Genomic DNA, 15,061 nt, shown 5'->3' with positions numbered 1-15,061 from the left:
GGCGTATCCGTGGATACGCCCTTCTGCATGGTCAGCTCTTTGTTTCGACTGATGCACGATAGCGTTTGCCGTACTTGAGCTGCTGGATCAGCAGGGCGGCAACGATGAGCGCCAACCCGATGGGGGTGGCCGGATGGATGGCTTCGCCGATCAACAGGTTGAGCAGCACCAGTGAGGCAAACGGCGAGATGAAGATGAGGTTGCTGATGGGGGCCGTGTTGGTGGCATGGCGCAGCGCCATCAGCCAGAGCACGAAACCGAAGCCCATTTCGAACAGTCCCACATAGATGGCACCAGCCCATCCCTGCCAGGCGGTCATGGCAAAATCGGAGAGCAACCAGGTCGCCACGACGATAAAAGGCAGGCTGATCATAAAGCCGAGCAACAGGCTGACAATGGGATCGCCCTGATTGCGGGTGTTGAGGATCCAGTAGCTGGCCCAGATGAGGGTCGAGACCAGCGCCAGCGTCACGCCGAGGGGGCTGTCGAACTGGAGGCCGAATACATCCCCTCTGGTGGCGATCACCAGCGCGCCAAAATACCCCAGCACGATAGCGACGCAATCACGCCGACGCAGCTTCTGGCCGAGGAAGGGGACGGCCAGCAGACTGAGGGTAATGGCCCAGGTGTAGTTGAGGGTCTGTGCCTGCTGGGCAGGCAGCAGATCATAGGCTTTGAACAGCAACAGGTAATAGAGAAAGGGATTCAGCACGCCCAGAGTCAGGTAGTAGATAGGGCGGGCCTTGATGTAGCTCCCCAGCAGCGGCAGTTTGCCCTGTTTGGCGACGACGGCTGTCAGCGTGAGAGTCGAGGTGAAGGCGGCCACAAGCAACAGTTGCACAGGTTCGAAATAGGCGAGGGAGATCTTGAAGGCTGTGGCGACCGTCGACCAGAGGGCAACGGCGCAAAGGCCATACTGATAGGCTTTCTTTTGATCTTTGAGCATGGGATGTCGTTCCACTGACAGAGGCAAGCGCACAGTCTACCAGTCTGCTTGTAACATTGTCGTTACCTTGGTGTTGGCAGCAGAGTGTGTTGCCGCAGGAGAGATCCATCTGTCACATAAAACTGCGCATAATCTGTTCGCTCTCCCTTGCGCAAATTTGAAAAATCCGTATAATCCCCTCCGCTTACCCATGAGGTAAGCCAGACGATATGTCTGCTGCTGAGTTTCCTGTTTACAGGAGCCAGCCATACAGTCCTCCCGATATGGGGGGAAACGTGAAAAATCACACCTCTGGCGGGAGAAATCTCGGTCGGGCGGTGTTGGTTTATGTTCTTTTATCTATTGGAGCTCTGTCAATGCAGAACCAAAGAATCCGTATCCGCCTGAAGGCTTTTGATCATCGCCTGATTGATCAATCCACTGCGGAAATCGTTGAAACTGCTAAGCGCACTGGCGCGCAGGTTCGCGGTCCTATTCCGCTGCCGACTCGCAAAGAGCGCTTCACCGTCCTGATCTCCCCGCACGTCAACAAAGATGCGCGTGATCAGTACGAGATCCGCACTCACAAGCGTCTGGTAGACATCGTTGAGCCGACTGACAAGACCGTAGACGCCCTGATGCGTCTGGATCTGGCAGCTGGTGTAGACGTCCAGATCAGCCTGGGTTAATTACGGAAAGAGGTTGATAACAATGACAATCGGTCTTGTAGGTCGCAAAGTGGGTATGACTCGCATCTTCACTGAAGATGGCGTTTCTATCCCGGTGACTGTTATCGAAGTTGAAGCTAACCGTGTAACTCAGGTCAAATCTGTAGAAACCGACGGCTACAACGCTATTCAGGTTACCACTGGCGCCAAGAAAGCCAGCCGTGTGACCAAGCCGGAAGCTGGCCACTTCGCCAAAGCTGGTGTAGAAGCCGGTCGCGGTCTGTGGGAATTCCGCCTGAACAACGGTGAAACTTTCACTGTTGGTAGCGAGCTGAAAGTAGATCTTCTCGCTGACGTTAAGCTGGTAGACGTTACCGGCACATCCAAAGGTAAGGGCTTTGCTGGTACTGTTAAGCGCCACAACTTCCGCACCCAGGATATGACCCACGGTAACTCCTTGTCTCACCGCGTTCCGGGTTCTATCGGTCAGAACCAGACTCCGGGTCGTGTATTCAAGGGCAAAAAGATGGCTGGTCACATGGGTGCTGAGCGTGTAACGACTCAGAACCTGGAACTGGTTCGTGTTGACGCTGAACGCAACCTGCTGCTCATCAAAGGTGCAGTACCGGGTGCAACCAACGGCAACGTGATCGTCAAACCTGCCGTCAAAGCGTAACGTCTGAGGAGATAGTAATGGAATTGGTAATGAAAGACGCCAAGAGCGCTCTTGAAGTTTCCGAGACTACCTTCGGGCGCGAATTCAACGAAGCTCTGGTTCACCAGGTCGTCGTTGCATATGCCGCTGGTGCCCGTCAGGGTACTCGTGCGCAGCTGACTCGCTCTGAAGTGTCTGGTGGCGGCAAAAAGCCGTGGCGTCAGAAGGGTACTGGTCGTGCCCGTGCTGGCTCCATCCGTTCGCCCATCTGGCGTTCCGGTGGTGTGACTTTTGCTGCTAAGCCGCAAGATCACAGCCAGAAAGTAAACAAGAAGATGTACCGCGGCGCTATCCGTAGCATTCTGTCCGAGCTGGTACGTCAAGAGCGCCTGATCGTTGTTGAGAAGTTCGGCATCGAAGCTCCGAAGACCAAAGAACTGATCGCCAAGCTGAAAGAAATGGAACTGACTGACGTTCTGATCGTGACTGCTGAAGTCGATGAGAACCTGTTCCTGGCTGCTCGCAACCTGTACAAAGTTGACGTGCGTGACGTTGCCGGTATCGACCCGGTCAGCCTGATCGCTTTCGACAAGGTTCTGATGACTGCTGACGCAGTTAAGCAAATCGAGGAGATGCTGGCATGATCCGTGAAGAGCGTCTGCTGAAAGTTCTGAAGGCTCCGCACATCTCTGAAAAGAGCACCATGGTTGCAGAAAAGCAGAACACTATCGTGTTCAAAGTTGCTGTTGATGCTACCAAGGCGGAAGTCAAAGCTGCAGTTGCGAAACTGTTCGAGGTCGAAGTTGAGACCGTCCGTACCCTGAACATGAAGGGTAAGACCAAGCGCGCAGGTGCACGCGTAGGCCGTCGTTCCGATTGGAAAAAGGCTTATGTGACCCTGAAAGCTGGTCAGGACATCGACTTCATGGGCGCAGCCGAGTAAGAGGAGTTCTCAAAAATGGCAATCGTTAAGTGCAAGCCTACTTCTCCGGGCCGCCGCCACGTCGTCAAGATCGTCAATCAAGAGCTGTACAAGGGCAAGCCCTTCGCCGCTCTGCTGGACAGCAAAAGCAAGTCCGGTGGTCGTAACAACAACGGCCGTATCACTACCCGTCATATCGGTGGTGGTCACAAGCAGCACTACCGTATCGTCGACTTCAAGCGCGACAAAGACGGTATCCCGGCTAAAGTAGAGCGCCTGGAATACGATCCGAACCGTACCGCTAACATCGCTCTGGTGTTGTATGCAGACGGTGAGCGTCGTTACATCCTGGCTCCGAAAGGCCTCAAAGCTGGTGACGCGATCGCTTCTGGTGCTGATGCAGCCATCAAGGTAGGTAACGCCCTGCCGATGCGCAACATCCCGGTTGGTTCTACCGTTCACGCTGTAGAGATGAAGCCTGGTAAAGGTGCCCAGCTGGCTCGTTCCGCTGGTACTTTCATCCAGATCCTGGCTCGTGAAGGTAACTATGTAACTCTGCGTCTGCGTTCCGGCGAAGTACGTAAAGTTCTGGCCGAGTGCCGCGCTACCATCGGTGAAGTCGGTAACTCCGAGCACATGTTGCGTCAACTGGGTAAAGCCGGTGCAAACCGCTGGCGTGGTATTCGTCCGACCGTTCGCGGTATGGCGATGAACCCGGTTGACCACCCGCACGGTGGTGGTGAGGGTCGTAACAAGGGCATGCAGCCTGTGTCCCCATGGGGCCAGAAGGCTAAAGGCTTCAAGACCCGTAAGAACAAGCGTACCGACAAGTACATCGTACGTCGTCGTAACAAGTAATTGTTAACATAGAGGAATCACCATGCCACGTTCTCTCAAGAAGGGTCCATTTATTGACCTGCACTTGCTGAAGAAGGTAGAGAAAGCGGTGGAAAGCGGGGATAAAAAGCCGGTTAAAACCTGGTCCCGTCGTTCAATGATCATCCCGAACATGATCGGTTTGACCATCGCTGTCCATAATGGTCGTCAGCACGTTCCGGTTTTCGTTACCGAAGAAATGATCGGTCACAAACTGGGTGAATTCGCACCGACTCGTACTTATCGCGGCCATGCTGCTGATAAGAAGGCTAAGAAGCGCTAAGGGATAAATGATGGAAGCTATCGCTAAACACCGTTATGCCCGTACTTCTGCCCAGAAAGCTCGTCTGGTAGCCGATCAAGTACGTGGTCTGTCCGTAGACAAGGCTCTGAATATCCTGACCTTCAGCCCGAAAAAGGCTGCAGTGCTGGTTAAGAAAGTGCTGGAATCTGCCATTGCAAACGCTGAGCACAACGAAGGCGCCGATATCGACGCGCTGCGTGTTGCTACTATCATGGTCGACGAAGGTCCCTCCATGAAGCGCATCCGTCCGCGTGCCAAAGGTCGTGCGGATCGTATCCTCAAGCGTACCGCTCACATCACTGTAGTGGTATCCGACGCTAAGGCTGGGAGATAAGCAATGGGTCAGAAAGTACATCCTAATGGCATTCGCCTGGGTATTACCAAGCCTTGGAATTCTACCTGGTTCGCGAACACCAAAGACTTCGCTGACAACCTGTACAGCGATTTTCAAGTACGCCAGTTCCTGACCAAGGAACTGAAAAACGCGTCCTTGTCCAAGATCACCATTGAGCGTCCGGCCAAGAGCATCCGTGTGACCATTCACACCGCTCGTCCGGGTGTTGTCATCGGTAAGAAAGGCGAAGACGTTGAGAAGCTGCGCAAAGCTGTAGCCACTATTGCTGGCGTGCCTGCTCAGATCAACATTTCCGAAGTCCGCAAGCCGGAGCTGGATGGCAAACTCGTTGCCGACAGCATCACTTCCCAGCTGGAGCGTCGTGTAATGTTCCGTCGTGCTATGAAGCGCGCCGTACAGAACGCAATGCGCCTGGGTGCCAAGGGCATCAAAGTGGAAGTTTCCGGTCGTCTGGGCGGCGCTGAAATCGCGCGTACCGAATGGTACCGTGAAGGTCGTGTGCCGTTGCACACCCTGCGTGCCGACATCGACTACGCAACTTCTGAAGCCCACACCACTTACGGTGTGATCGGCGTTAAAGTTTGGATCTTCAAGGGCGAAGTTCTGGGCGGTCTGGCTGCTGTTAACGCTGCCGCTGCTCAAGAGCAAGCTCCTGCAAAGCCCAAGCGTGACAACAAGCGCCGCGCTGCTAAGTAAGGAGATTCGGTAAATGTTGCAACCTAAGCGTACTAAATTCCGCAAGACCCACAAGGGTCGTAACCGCGGTCTGGCCACCTCTGGTAACGAAGTATCCTTCGGTACCTTTGGCCTGAAGGCGACATCCCGTGGTCAACTGACTGCTCGTCAAATCGAAGCAGCCCGTCGTGCCATGACCCGTCACGTTAAGCGTCAAGGTAAGATCTGGATCCGTGTGTTCCCGGACAAGCCCATCACCGAAAAGCCCCTCGAAGTTCGTATGGGTAAAGGTAAGGGTAACGTGGAATACTGGGTTTGCCCGATCCAGCCTGGCAAGGTTCTGTACGAGATGGACGGTGTACCTGAGGCTCTGGCGCGTGAAGCGTTTGCCCTGGCCGCAGCTAAGCTGTCTGTTCAGACCACTTTCGTAATTAAGACGGTGATGTGATGAAAGCCCAAGATCTGCGTCAAAAGAGCGTCGAAGAACTGAACCAGGAGCTGCTGGGCCTGCTGCGTGAGCAATTCAACATGCGCATGCAAGCGTCCACCGGCCAGCTGGCTCAGACTCACACTCTGAAACAAGTGCGTCGTGACGTCGCACGTATCAAGACTGTACTGACTGAGAAGGCAGGTGCGTAATGACTGACAAGATCCGTACTCTGCAAGGTCGTGTAATCAGCGACAAGATGGACAAGTCCATCACTGTTGCTATCGAGCGCAAGGTAAAGCACCCGATCTACGGTAAGATCATCAAGCGCACTACCAAGCTGCACGTGCATGACGAAAACAACGAGTGCAAAGCTGGCGACCTCGTGGAAATCCGCGAATGCCGCCCGCTGTCCAAGACCAAGTCTTGGACCCTGGTTGCCGTTGTAGAAAAGGCCTAATCGGTACTTTGTAGTCCAAGCGGCCCCTTTCAGGGGCCGTTTGTTTTTTAGGCTACCTTTTCTGAAAATCCTGTGTTATAGTTTCGCGCCTTTTGAAGGCAGCCAGATCCCATTAGGGATAAGAAGTAAACAAAGCGGAGCACTAAGATGATCCAGATGCAAAGTATGCTGGGTGTTGCCGACAACTCCGGCGCTCGCAGTGTAATGTGTATTAAGGTTCTGGGTGGCTCGCACCGCCGTTACGCCGGCATCGGCGACATCATCAAGGTTTCCATCAAGGAAGCCATTCCTCGCGGTAAAGTGAAGAAAGGTGATGTGTATAACGCGGTGGTCGTACGCACCCGTAAAGGCGTTCGTCGTCCGGACGGCTCTGTCATCCGTTTCGACAACAATGCGGCTGTGTTGCTTAACAACAACCAACAGCCAATCGGTACTCGTATTTTTGGCCCGGTGACCCGTGAACTGCGTAATGAGAAGTTCATGAAGATTGTGTCCCTGGCACCCGAAGTACTGTAAGGAGTCGAACGATGGCAGCTAAAATCCGTCGCGAAGACGAAGTGATTGTTCTTACCGGCAAAGACAAGGGCAAGCGTGGCAAAGTCACTCAAGTCCTGATTGCAAAAGGTAAGGTAATCGTGGAAGGCATCAACCAGGTGAAGAAACACCAGAAGCCGGTACCCGCACTGGGTCAGGCTGGCGGTATCGTCACCAAAGAAGCCCCCATCGATGTATCAAACGTAGCGCTGTTCAACTCTGCCACTGGCAAAGCTGACCGCGTTGGTTTCCGGATTGAAGACGGCAAAAAAGTCCGTTTCTTCAAATCCACCGGCGAACTTGTGAAGTAATTGGAGTTTAACGATGGCGAAACTGCATGATTACTACAAATCCGATGTAGTAAATGAACTGTCCAAGCAGTTCGGTTACAAGACTATCATGCAAGTCCCTCGGATCGAGAAAATCACCCTGAACATGGGTGTTGGTGAAGCGATCTCTGACAAGAAATTGCTGGAAAATGCTGCTGCCGATATGGCTGCCATTTCCGGTCAGAAGCCGCTGATCACCAAAGCTCGCAAATCTGTTGCGGGCTTCAAGATTCGTGAAGGCTACCCGATAGGTTGTAAAGTAACCCTGCGTGGCGAGCGTATGTGGGAGTTCCTGGAACGGCTGATCTGCATCTCCGTACCGCGTATCCGTGACTTCCGTGGCCTGAACGCTAAAGCGTTCGACGGTCGTGGTAACTACTCCATGGGCGTGCGTGAGCAGATCATCTTCCCGGAAATCGACTATGACAAAGTCGATCGCGTCCGTGGTCTGGATATCACCATCACCACTTCCGCGAATACCGATGAAGAAGGCCGTGCTCTGCTGGCTGCCTTTAACTTCCCATTCCGCAAGTAAGGTTAGGGTTATGGCTAAAACATCCATGAAAGCGCGCGAAGCAAAGCGTGCCAAGCTGGTAGCCAAGTACGCGACCAAGCGTGCCGAGCTGAAAGCTATCATCGTTGACATGAACGCTTCTGAAGAAGCGCGTTGGGATGCTGTACTGCAACTGCAACAGCTGCCCCGTGATTCCAGTCCGTCCCGCCAGCGTAACCGTTGCAATATTACTGGTCGTCCGCACGGTTTCCTGCGCAAGTTTGGCCTGTCTCGCATCAAGGTGCGTGAGCATGCCATGAAGGGCGAAATTCCGGGCCTGAAGAAGGCTTCTTGGTAACGAATCTCGGGAGTTAGACTTATGAGCATGCAAGATCCGATCGCGGATATGCTGACCCGCATCCGTAACGGTCAGGCGGCGAGCAAAGTTGCGGTTTCCATGCCTTCTTCCAAGCTGAAAGTGGCTATCGCCAAAGTGCTGAAAGAAGAAGGTTACATCGCTGGCTACTCCGTAGCTGGTGACGTGAAGCCGGAACTGGAAATTGAACTGAAATATTTCCAGGGCAAGCCAGTTGTAGAACTGATCCAACGCGTAAGCCGTCCAGGCCTGCGTATTTACAAGCGCACTACTGATCTGCCGAAAGTTATGGGCGGTCTCGGTGTTGCTATCGTGTCCACGTCTAAAGGTGTGATGACTGACCGTGCTGCTCGCAAAGCAAGCATGGGCGGTGAGATCATCTGCTACGTCGCTTAATAGGAGGTAGGAAATGTCTCGTGTTGCTAAGGCACCCGTCACTATTCCTGCTGGCGTAGAGGTGACTCTGAACGGCCAAGAACTGACCATCAAAGGTGGTAAAGGTTCTCTGGTTCGCTCTATTCACGCCGGTGTAGAAGTGACCAAAGAAGACAATGTACTGAAGTTCGCCCCGCGCGGCAGCATCGCTGGTGCTGACGCTCAGGCCGGTACTGCCCGTGCATTGGTCAACAACATGGTAATCGGTGTTACCCAAGGCTTCGAGCGCAAGCTGCAGCTGGTTGGTGTAGGTTATAAAGCCTCCATCAAGGGCAATGCTGTTGCGCTGGCTCTGGGCTTCTCTCACCCGGTAGAGCATGCGCTGCCGGCTGGTGTGACCGCTGAGTGCCCGACTGCTACAGAAATCGTTCTGCGTGGCGTCGACAAGCAGCTGGTTGGCCAAGTCGCCGCCGATATCCGTGCTTACCGCGCTCCGGAGCCCTACAAGGGCAAGGGTGTACGCTATGCCAACGAGCAAGTGCGTACTAAAGAAGCTAAGAAGAAGTAAGGTAACACTATGGACAAGAAAGCAGCTCGTCTCCGTCGTGCTACTCGTGCTCGGAAAAAGATGCAGGAACTGGGAGCTACCCGTCTGGTTGTTCACCGTACCCCGCGTCATATCTATGCGCAGGTTATTGCAGCCAACGGTTCCGAAGTTCTGGCCTCTGCTTCCACAGTAGAGAAAGCCATCAGTGAAGCTCTGAAATACACCGGTAACGCAGATGCGGCTACCGCTGTAGGCAAAGCTATCGCTGAGCGTGCTATTGCCAAAGGCGTTCAGAACGTATCTTTCGATCGTTCCGGTTTCAAGTATCACGGTCGCATCGCTGCCCTGGCAGCTGCCGCACGTGACGCTGGTCTTCAGTTCTAAGCTAGGAGTCGAAGATGGCTAAAGTCGAATCTCAAGCCGGCGAACTGCAAGAAAAGCTCATTGCAGTAAACCGTGTTTCGAAAACTGTTAAAGGTGGTCGTATCATGTCCTTCACCGCGTTGACCGTGGTGGGTGATGGTAACGGCCGTGTAGGTTACGGTTACGGTAAAGCCCGTGAAGTTCCGGCTGCTATTCAAAAAGCAATGGAACAGGCCAAGCGTAACCTGAACAAGGTTGAACTGAACAACGGCACCCTGCACCACCCGGTGAAAGGTGTTCACTCCGGTTCCACCGTGTTCATGAAGCCGGCCTCTCAAGGTACTGGTATCATCGCAGGCGGCGCCATGCGTGCCGTTCTGGAAGTTGCTGGTATCCACAACGTGCTGGCTAAGACCTACGGTTCCACCAACCCAATCAACGTTGTTCGCGCAACTGTAGACGCTCTGGTTCACGGTCAGTCACCGGAACAGATCGCTGCCAAGCGTGGTCTGCGCGTTGAAGAAATTCTGGGGTAATGCGACATGGCTAACACTGTAAAAGTAACTCAAACTCGCAGCTCTATCGGCCGTCTGCCAAAGCACAAGGCGACTCTGCGTGGTCTGGGTCTGCGTCGCATTGGTCACACCGTTGAGCTGGAAGATACTCCTTGCGTACGCGGTATGATCAACCAGGTTTATTACATGGTTAAGGTGGAGGGCTAAGCATGCGTCTGAATACTCTGTCTCCGGCCGCTGGTTCCAAGCGCGTTAAGCACCGTCCGGGCCGTGGTATCGGTTCTGGTCTGGGCAAGACCGGTGGTCGTGGTGTTAAAGGTCAAACCTCTCGTTCCGGTGGCGGTAAAGTCCGCAACGGTTTCGAAGGCGGCCAGATGCCTTTGAAAATCCGTCTGCCGAAGTTCGGTTTCTTCTCTCGCAAATCTTTGGTATCTGCCGAAGTGCGCCTGAACGAAATCGCCCTGGTAGAAGGTGATGTAGTCGACGTGAGCACTCTGAAGCAAGCCGGCGTTCTGACCAAGAACATCGTGTTCGCTAAAGTTGTTCTGTCTGGCAACATTGACCGTGCTGTGACCGTTCGTGGTCTGTCCGTCACCAAAGGTGCACGTGCAGCCATCGAGGCCGCTGGCGGTAAAATCGAGGAATAATCAGTACAATGGCTAAGAAACCAGGATTGGATGTTAAAGCACAGGGTGGTCTGAGTGAACTGAAGAGCCGTCTGCTCTTCGTTCTCGGGGCGATTATCGTTTTCCGTGCAGGCTCTTATGTGCCGATTCCTGGTATTGACGCCGCCGTACTGGCCGAGTTGTTCCAGCAACAGAAGGGCACCATCATTGAGATGTTCAACATGTTCAGTGGTGGTGCACTATCGCGTGCTTCTATTCTTGCGTTGGGGATCATGCCGTACATTTCGGCGTCGATCATTATCCAGCTGCTGACAGTGGTTCATCCTGCTCTTGCTGAACTCAAGAAAGAGGGTGAATCCGGCCGTCGCAAGATTAGCCAATATACCCGTTGGGGCACGCTGGTTTTGGGAACTTTCCAGGCCATTGGTATTGCAACCGGTCTGCCGAATATGATGCAAGGACTCGTGACTCATCCGGGTTTGGGCTTCTATTTCACAGCGGTTGTGAGTCTGGTCACCGGTACCATGTTCTTGATGTGGTTGGGTGAGCAGATTACCGAGCGTGGGATTGGTAATGGTATCTCGTTGATTATTTTCACAGGTATCGTTGCTGGTCTGCCGCATGCCATTGGCGCTACGGCCGAACAGGCACGTCAAGGGGAATTGCACATCCTGCTGTTGTTGTTGCTGGGCTTGATTGTTTTCGCAGTGACTTACTTTGTGGTGTTCGTGGAGCGTGGTCAGCGTCGTATCGTCGTTAACTATGCCAAGCGTCAACAAGGCCGCCAGGTATTTGCCGCGCAAAGCACGCACCTGCCGTTGAAAGTGAATATGGCTGGTGTGATTCCTGCGATTTTCGCATCCAGTATCATCCTCTTCCCGGGTACCATTACCTCCTGGTTTGGTCAGGGTGAGGGTAAAGTCGCTGATATCCTGCAACAGGTCTCTATGGTCCTGCAGCCGGGTCAGCCGCTTTACGAGATGCTGTATGCAGCAGCCATTATCTTTTTCTGTTTCTTCTATACCGCGCTGGTGTTCAACCCCCGCGAGACAGCAGATAACCTGAAGAAGAGTGGAGCCTTTATCCCGGGGATCCGCCCGGGCGAGCAGACAGCACGTTATATCGATAAGGTTATGACTCGCCTGACATTGGCAGGTGCGCTCTATATAACCTTTATCTGTCTGGTACCCCAGTTCCTGATGACTGCCTGGAACGTACAGTTCTACTTCGGTGGCACTTCGCTGCTGATTATTGTGGTGGTTATCATGGACTTCATGGCTCAGGTACAAACCCATATGATGTCTCATCAATATGGTGACGTCCTGAGGAAGGCCAACCTGAAGGGCTACGGCCGCTAAAGGTCGGCGTAGTTACGGAGTTAAGCAATGAAAGTTCGTGCTTCCGTTAAGGCAATCTGCCGTAACTGCAAAATCATCAAGCGTCACGGTGTGGTGCGTGTGATTTGCAGCGAGCCAAAGCATAAACAGCGCCAAGGCTAATTTTTTACGGTTAGTACTTGCAACAAATAGTTGTGCTGGCTAATATAGCCAGCCAACTTTTGTTGTGTATTGGTTGACCGCCACGTATCCGCTCACGGGCTTTGTGGTGGTCGTAATCTACTATATGTAGGAGTGAATAGTGGCCCGTATCGCTGGCATTAACATTCCTGACCATAAGCATGCAGTCATTGCTTTGACTGCGATTTATGGCGTCGGTCGTACCCGCTCCAAGGCCATTTGTGCCGCAGCCGGTATCGCTGAGAATGTGAAAATTAAAGACCTGGACGAAGCTCAGATCGAGAGTCTGCGTGAACAAGTAGGTAAATTCACCGTTGAAGGTGACCTGCGTCGTCAGATTTCCATGAACATCAAGCGATTGATGGATCTGGGTTGCTACCGTGGTTTGCGTCACCGTCGTAGCCTGCCTGTTCGTGGTCAACGTACCAAGACCAACGCTCGTACCCGTAAGGGTCCGCGCAAGGCTATCAAGAAGTAACGGGAAGGTAGAAAATGGCTAAAACTCCGACTCGTGCTCGCAAGCGCGTTAAAAAGCAAGTGAGCGACGGTATTGCGCACGTTCATGCATCTTTCAACAACACAATCGTGACCATTACTGACCGTCAGGGCAATGCTCTGTCTTGGGCTACTTCTGGTGGTTCCGGTTTCCGTGGTTCTCGTAAGTCCACCCCGTTCGCTGCTCAGGTAGCTGCCGAGCGCGCTGGTGAGATGGCCAAAGAATATGGCGTCAAGAACCTGGAAGTCATGGTCAAAGGTCCGGGTCCCGGTCGTGAGTCTTCCATCCGCGCCCTGAACGCGGCTGGTTTCCGCATCACTAACATTACTGATGTGACTCCGATCCCGCACAACGGTTGTCGTCCTCCCAAGAAGCGCCGCGTGTAACGCTGTAGCTACTTGGTCTAGGATTGTTGGAGAAAGAAGATGGCAAGATATATCGGTCCTAAGCTTAAGCTTAGCCGTCGTGAGGGCACAGACCTCTTCCTGAAGTCTGGTGTTCGTGCGATTGATTCTAAGTGCAAGATTGACACCGCTCCTGGTCAGCACGGCGCTCGCAAGCCCCGTCTGTCCGATTACGGTGTGCAACTGCGCGAGAAACAAAAAGTTCGTCGTATCTACGGCGTATTGGAAAAACAGTTCCGCAACTACTACCGCGACGCTGCCCGTCAAAAGGGTAACACCGGTGAAAACCTGTTGCAGCTGCTGGAAGGTCGTCTGGACAACGTCGTATACCGCATGGGCTTCGGTGCTACCCGCGCTGAATCTCGTCAGCTGGTGAGCCACAAGGCCATCATGGTAAACGGCCGCGTTGTGAACATTCCTTCTTTCCAGGTTTCCCCTGAGGACGTGATCTGCGTTCGTGAGAAGGCTAAGAAGCAAGCGCGTATCAAAGCTGCCCTTGAGGTTGCTGGTCAGCGCGAGAAGCCGACTTGGGTAGAGGTTGATGCCGCTAAAATGGAAGGTGCCTTCAAGCGCCTGCCAGAGCGTTCCGACCTGTCTGCCGACATTAACGAACAGCTGATCGTCGAGCTTTACTCCAAGTAAAGCTAGCTTCTAAAGAGAGGACACAATGCTGGGTTCTGTAACAGATTTTCTTAAACCGCGGCTAGTTGACATCGAGCAAGTTAGCCCGACTCATGCGAAAGTGACTCTTGAGCCACTTGAGCGTGGCTTTGGTCACACGCTGGGCAACGCCCTGCGTCGTATTTTGCTGTCTTCTATGCCCGGTTGTGCAGTTACTGAAGTCGAAATTGACGGGGTACTGCATGAGTACAGCAGCAAAGAAGGTGTACAGGAAGACATTCTTGAAATCCTGCTCAACCTGAAAGGTATCGCTGTGAAGCTGGAAGGCAAGGACGAGGTAACTCTGTCCCTGACCAAGTCTGGAACAGGCCCCGTTACCGCAGGTGATATCACTCACGGTGATGAAGTCGAGATCGTAAACCCGGAGCACGTAATCTGCCACCTGACTGGTGCCAATGCTGAAATCAGCATGCGCCTGAAAGTTCAGCGCGGTCGTGGTTATGTGCCTGCTTCTGCTCGTGTTCACAACGATGACGAAGAGCGTCCTATCGGTCGCCTGCTGCTGGACTCCGCGTTCAGCCCCATCGTTCGTATTGCCTACAATGTTGAGGCAGCACGTGTGGAACAGCGTACCGACTTGGACAAGCTGGTCATCGACATGGAGACCAATGGTACCCTGGATCCTGAGGAAGCTATCCGTCGTTCTGCCACTATTCTGGCTGAGCAACTGGAAGCCTTCGTGGATCTGCGCGATGTCAGCGTGCCCGAGAAGAAAGAAGAGAAACCCGAGTTTGATCCGATTCTGCTGCGTCCTGTCGATGATTTGGAGCTGACAGTTCGTTCTGCGAACTGTCTGAAGGCAGAAGCTATCCACTATATTGGTGATCTGGTACAGCGTACCGAAGTTGAGTTGCTTAAGACTCCTAACCTCGGTAAGAAGTCCCTGACTGAGATCAAGGACGTGTTGGCCTCCCGTGGTCTGTCTCTTGGCATGCGCCTTGAGAACTGGCCGCCCGCCAGCATCGCTGACGAGTAATCCAGATTACGGGTTTCACAGATTTAGTTAGAAGGATAAGGTCATGCGCCATCGTTTGAGTGGTCGTCAACTGAACCGGAACAGCAGCCATCGTCAGGCTATGTTCCGCAACATGGCCAGCTCCCTGGTTCGTCATGAGATCATCAAGACGACTCTGCCTAAGGCAAAAGAGCTGCGTCGTGTAGTTGAACCGCTGATCACCCTTGCCAAGACTGATAGCGTTGCTAATCGTCGTCTGGCATTTGCCCGCACTCGCGACAACGCGATCGTGGCTAAGCTGTTCAATGAACTGGGCCCGCGCTACCTGGAGCGCGCCGGCGGTTATACTCGCATTCTGAAATGCGGTTTCCGTGCTGGCGACAACGCCCCTATGGCTTATATTGAGCTGGTAGACCGCCCGGCCGCTGCTGAAGCAGCTGCTGAGTGATAAAGAAAAAGCCGGGCTTGTCCCGGCTTTTCTTTTAATCCATTCTGACACTGCCTCAACTGCCTCAACTGCCTCAACTGCCTCAACTGCCTCAACTGCCTCAACTGCCTCAACTGCCTCAACTGCCTCAACTGC

Annotated in this window: 29 protein-coding genes; 28 read left to right on the top strand and 1 reads right to left on the bottom strand. The window is 53.4% G+C overall.

The window, feature by feature from the left end:
• Nucleotides 1–31: 31 nt before the first annotated feature.
• Nucleotides 32–946 (bottom strand): DMT family transporter, encoded by a 915-nt coding sequence (locus G5193_RS14540; protein ID WP_124928236.1) that lies wholly within the window; start codon nt 944–946, stop codon nt 32–34.
• Nucleotides 947–1,302: 356 nt separating this feature from the next.
• Between G5193_RS14540 and rpsJ the strand changes: the two genes are divergently transcribed.
• The 28 genes from rpsJ to rplQ all read left to right on the top strand — a co-directional run bounded on the left by rpsJ (nt 1,303) and on the right by rplQ (nt 14,926).
• Nucleotides 1,303–1,614, top strand: coding sequence for a 30S ribosomal protein S10 (gene rpsJ, locus G5193_RS14535; RefSeq protein ID WP_005307944.1), 312 nt, complete (start codon nt 1,303–1,305; stop codon nt 1,612–1,614).
• A 22-nt stretch (nt 1,615–1,636) separates the two neighbouring features.
• A complete protein-coding gene (rplC, locus tag G5193_RS14530; RefSeq protein WP_005340620.1) occupies nt 1,637–2,269 on the top strand; it encodes a 50S ribosomal protein L3 in 633 nt (210 codons plus the stop codon).
• 17 nt (nt 2,270–2,286) lie between these two features.
• On the top strand, nt 2,287–2,892 hold the full coding sequence (gene rplD / locus G5193_RS14525; RefSeq protein ID WP_005340616.1) for a 50S ribosomal protein L4: 606 nt from the start codon (nt 2,287–2,289) through the stop codon (nt 2,890–2,892).
• Nucleotides 2,889–3,191, top strand: coding sequence for a 50S ribosomal protein L23 (rplW, locus tag G5193_RS14520; protein WP_005307955.1), 303 nt, complete (start codon nt 2,889–2,891; stop codon nt 3,189–3,191). The genes rplD and rplW overlap by 4 nt, the downstream gene beginning before the upstream one ends.
• Before the next feature lie 15 nt (nt 3,192–3,206).
• Nucleotides 3,207–4,028 carry a 50S ribosomal protein L2 gene (rplB, locus tag G5193_RS14515; protein ID WP_005340614.1) on the top strand — a complete coding sequence of 274 codons (822 nt, stop codon included), beginning with the start codon at nt 3,207–3,209 and terminating at the stop codon, nt 4,026–4,028.
• A gap of 22 nt (nt 4,029–4,050) precedes the next feature.
• On the top strand, nt 4,051–4,329 hold the full coding sequence (gene rpsS, locus G5193_RS14510; RefSeq protein WP_005307960.1) for a 30S ribosomal protein S19: 279 nt from the start codon (nt 4,051–4,053) through the stop codon (nt 4,327–4,329).
• Between the two features lie 10 nt (nt 4,330–4,339).
• Entirely contained in the window at nt 4,340–4,684 is a 345-nt protein-coding gene (gene rplV, locus G5193_RS14505) for a 50S ribosomal protein L22 (RefSeq protein ID WP_005319741.1), read from the top strand.
• 3 nt (nt 4,685–4,687) lie between these two features.
• Complete coding sequence (gene rpsC, locus G5193_RS14500; RefSeq protein WP_005307962.1) at nt 4,688–5,401, top strand: 30S ribosomal protein S3; 714 nt, start codon at nt 4,688–4,690, stop codon at nt 5,399–5,401.
• Nucleotides 5,402–5,414: 13 nt separating this feature from the next.
• Nucleotides 5,415–5,828, top strand: a complete 414-nt coding sequence (gene rplP, locus G5193_RS14495) for a 50S ribosomal protein L16 (RefSeq protein WP_005340612.1) — start codon at nt 5,415–5,417, stop codon at nt 5,826–5,828.
• A complete protein-coding gene (gene rpmC, locus G5193_RS14490; protein WP_005307965.1) occupies nt 5,828–6,019 on the top strand; it encodes a 50S ribosomal protein L29 in 192 nt (63 codons plus the stop codon). Before rplP ends, rpmC begins: the two co-directional genes overlap by 1 nt.
• Complete coding sequence (gene rpsQ, locus G5193_RS14485) at nt 6,019–6,267, top strand: 30S ribosomal protein S17 (protein ID WP_005307966.1); 249 nt, start codon at nt 6,019–6,021, stop codon at nt 6,265–6,267. The genes rpmC and rpsQ overlap by 1 nt, the downstream gene beginning before the upstream one ends.
• A 147-nt stretch (nt 6,268–6,414) precedes the next feature.
• Nucleotides 6,415–6,783: a 50S ribosomal protein L14 gene (rplN, locus tag G5193_RS14480; RefSeq protein ID WP_005307975.1), complete on the top strand. Its 369-nt coding sequence runs from the start codon at nt 6,415–6,417 to the stop codon at nt 6,781–6,783.
• Nucleotides 6,784–6,794: 11 nt separating this feature from the next.
• A complete protein-coding gene (gene rplX, locus G5193_RS14475; protein WP_005307977.1) occupies nt 6,795–7,112 on the top strand; it encodes a 50S ribosomal protein L24 in 318 nt (105 codons plus the stop codon).
• Nucleotides 7,113–7,125: 13 nt separating this feature from the next.
• A complete protein-coding gene (gene rplE / locus G5193_RS14470) occupies nt 7,126–7,665 on the top strand; it encodes a 50S ribosomal protein L5 (RefSeq protein ID WP_005331162.1) in 540 nt (179 codons plus the stop codon).
• 10 nt (nt 7,666–7,675) lie between these two features.
• Nucleotides 7,676–7,981 carry a 30S ribosomal protein S14 gene (gene rpsN / locus G5193_RS14465; RefSeq protein WP_005340609.1) on the top strand — a complete coding sequence of 102 codons (306 nt, stop codon included), beginning with the start codon at nt 7,676–7,678 and terminating at the stop codon, nt 7,979–7,981.
• Between the two features lie 21 nt (nt 7,982–8,002).
• Nucleotides 8,003–8,395: a 30S ribosomal protein S8 gene (rpsH, locus tag G5193_RS14460; protein ID WP_005307980.1), complete on the top strand. Its 393-nt coding sequence runs from the start codon at nt 8,003–8,005 to the stop codon at nt 8,393–8,395.
• Nucleotides 8,396–8,408: 13 nt separating this feature from the next.
• Entirely contained in the window at nt 8,409–8,942 is a 534-nt protein-coding gene (rplF, locus tag G5193_RS14455; RefSeq protein ID WP_005340607.1) for a 50S ribosomal protein L6, read from the top strand.
• A gap of 9 nt (nt 8,943–8,951) precedes the next feature.
• Nucleotides 8,952–9,305 (top strand): 50S ribosomal protein L18, encoded by a 354-nt coding sequence (gene rplR, locus G5193_RS14450; RefSeq protein ID WP_005340606.1) that lies wholly within the window; start codon nt 8,952–8,954, stop codon nt 9,303–9,305.
• 14 nt (nt 9,306–9,319) lie between these two features.
• Entirely contained in the window at nt 9,320–9,820 is a 501-nt protein-coding gene (gene rpsE / locus G5193_RS14445) for a 30S ribosomal protein S5 (RefSeq protein ID WP_005342686.1), read from the top strand.
• 6 nt (nt 9,821–9,826) lie between these two features.
• Entirely contained in the window at nt 9,827–10,006 is a 180-nt protein-coding gene (gene rpmD / locus G5193_RS14440) for a 50S ribosomal protein L30 (protein WP_005307985.1), read from the top strand.
• A 2-nt stretch (nt 10,007–10,008) separates the two neighbouring features.
• Nucleotides 10,009–10,446: a 50S ribosomal protein L15 gene (gene rplO / locus G5193_RS14435; protein WP_005342691.1), complete on the top strand. Its 438-nt coding sequence runs from the start codon at nt 10,009–10,011 to the stop codon at nt 10,444–10,446.
• 8 nt (nt 10,447–10,454) lie between these two features.
• A complete protein-coding gene (gene secY, locus G5193_RS14430) occupies nt 10,455–11,783 on the top strand; it encodes a preprotein translocase subunit SecY (protein ID WP_005307989.1) in 1,329 nt (442 codons plus the stop codon).
• A 27-nt stretch (nt 11,784–11,810) separates the two neighbouring features.
• Nucleotides 11,811–11,924 carry a 50S ribosomal protein L36 gene (rpmJ, locus tag G5193_RS14425; RefSeq protein WP_005319705.1) on the top strand — a complete coding sequence of 38 codons (114 nt, stop codon included), beginning with the start codon at nt 11,811–11,813 and terminating at the stop codon, nt 11,922–11,924.
• Nucleotides 11,925–12,063: 139 nt separating this feature from the next.
• Complete coding sequence (rpsM, locus tag G5193_RS14420) at nt 12,064–12,420, top strand: 30S ribosomal protein S13 (protein WP_005307991.1); 357 nt, start codon at nt 12,064–12,066, stop codon at nt 12,418–12,420.
• 14 nt (nt 12,421–12,434) lie between these two features.
• Nucleotides 12,435–12,824: a 30S ribosomal protein S11 gene (rpsK, locus tag G5193_RS14415; RefSeq protein ID WP_005307993.1), complete on the top strand. Its 390-nt coding sequence runs from the start codon at nt 12,435–12,437 to the stop codon at nt 12,822–12,824.
• 39 nt (nt 12,825–12,863) lie between these two features.
• The gene (rpsD, locus tag G5193_RS14410) at nt 12,864–13,484 is read left to right on the top strand and encodes a 30S ribosomal protein S4 (protein ID WP_005342696.1); all 621 of its coding nucleotides are present in this window, start codon (nt 12,864–12,866) and stop codon (nt 13,482–13,484) included.
• 25 nt (nt 13,485–13,509) lie between these two features.
• A complete protein-coding gene (locus tag G5193_RS14405) occupies nt 13,510–14,499 on the top strand; it encodes a DNA-directed RNA polymerase subunit alpha (RefSeq protein ID WP_005307997.1) in 990 nt (329 codons plus the stop codon).
• Nucleotides 14,500–14,542: 43 nt separating this feature from the next.
• Nucleotides 14,543–14,926, top strand: coding sequence for a 50S ribosomal protein L17 (gene rplQ, locus G5193_RS14400; protein ID WP_005307999.1), 384 nt, complete (start codon nt 14,543–14,545; stop codon nt 14,924–14,926).
• The last annotated feature ends 135 nt before the right edge of the window (nt 14,927–15,061 follow it).

The organism is Aeromonas sp. 601027 (assembly GCF_049174455.1).
GTDB lineage: Bacteria > Pseudomonadota > Gammaproteobacteria > Enterobacterales > Aeromonadaceae > Aeromonas > Aeromonas veronii_A.
The sequence above is the reverse complement of the archived record's forward strand: the minus strand, read 5'-3'. Positions and strand labels throughout refer to the sequence as shown.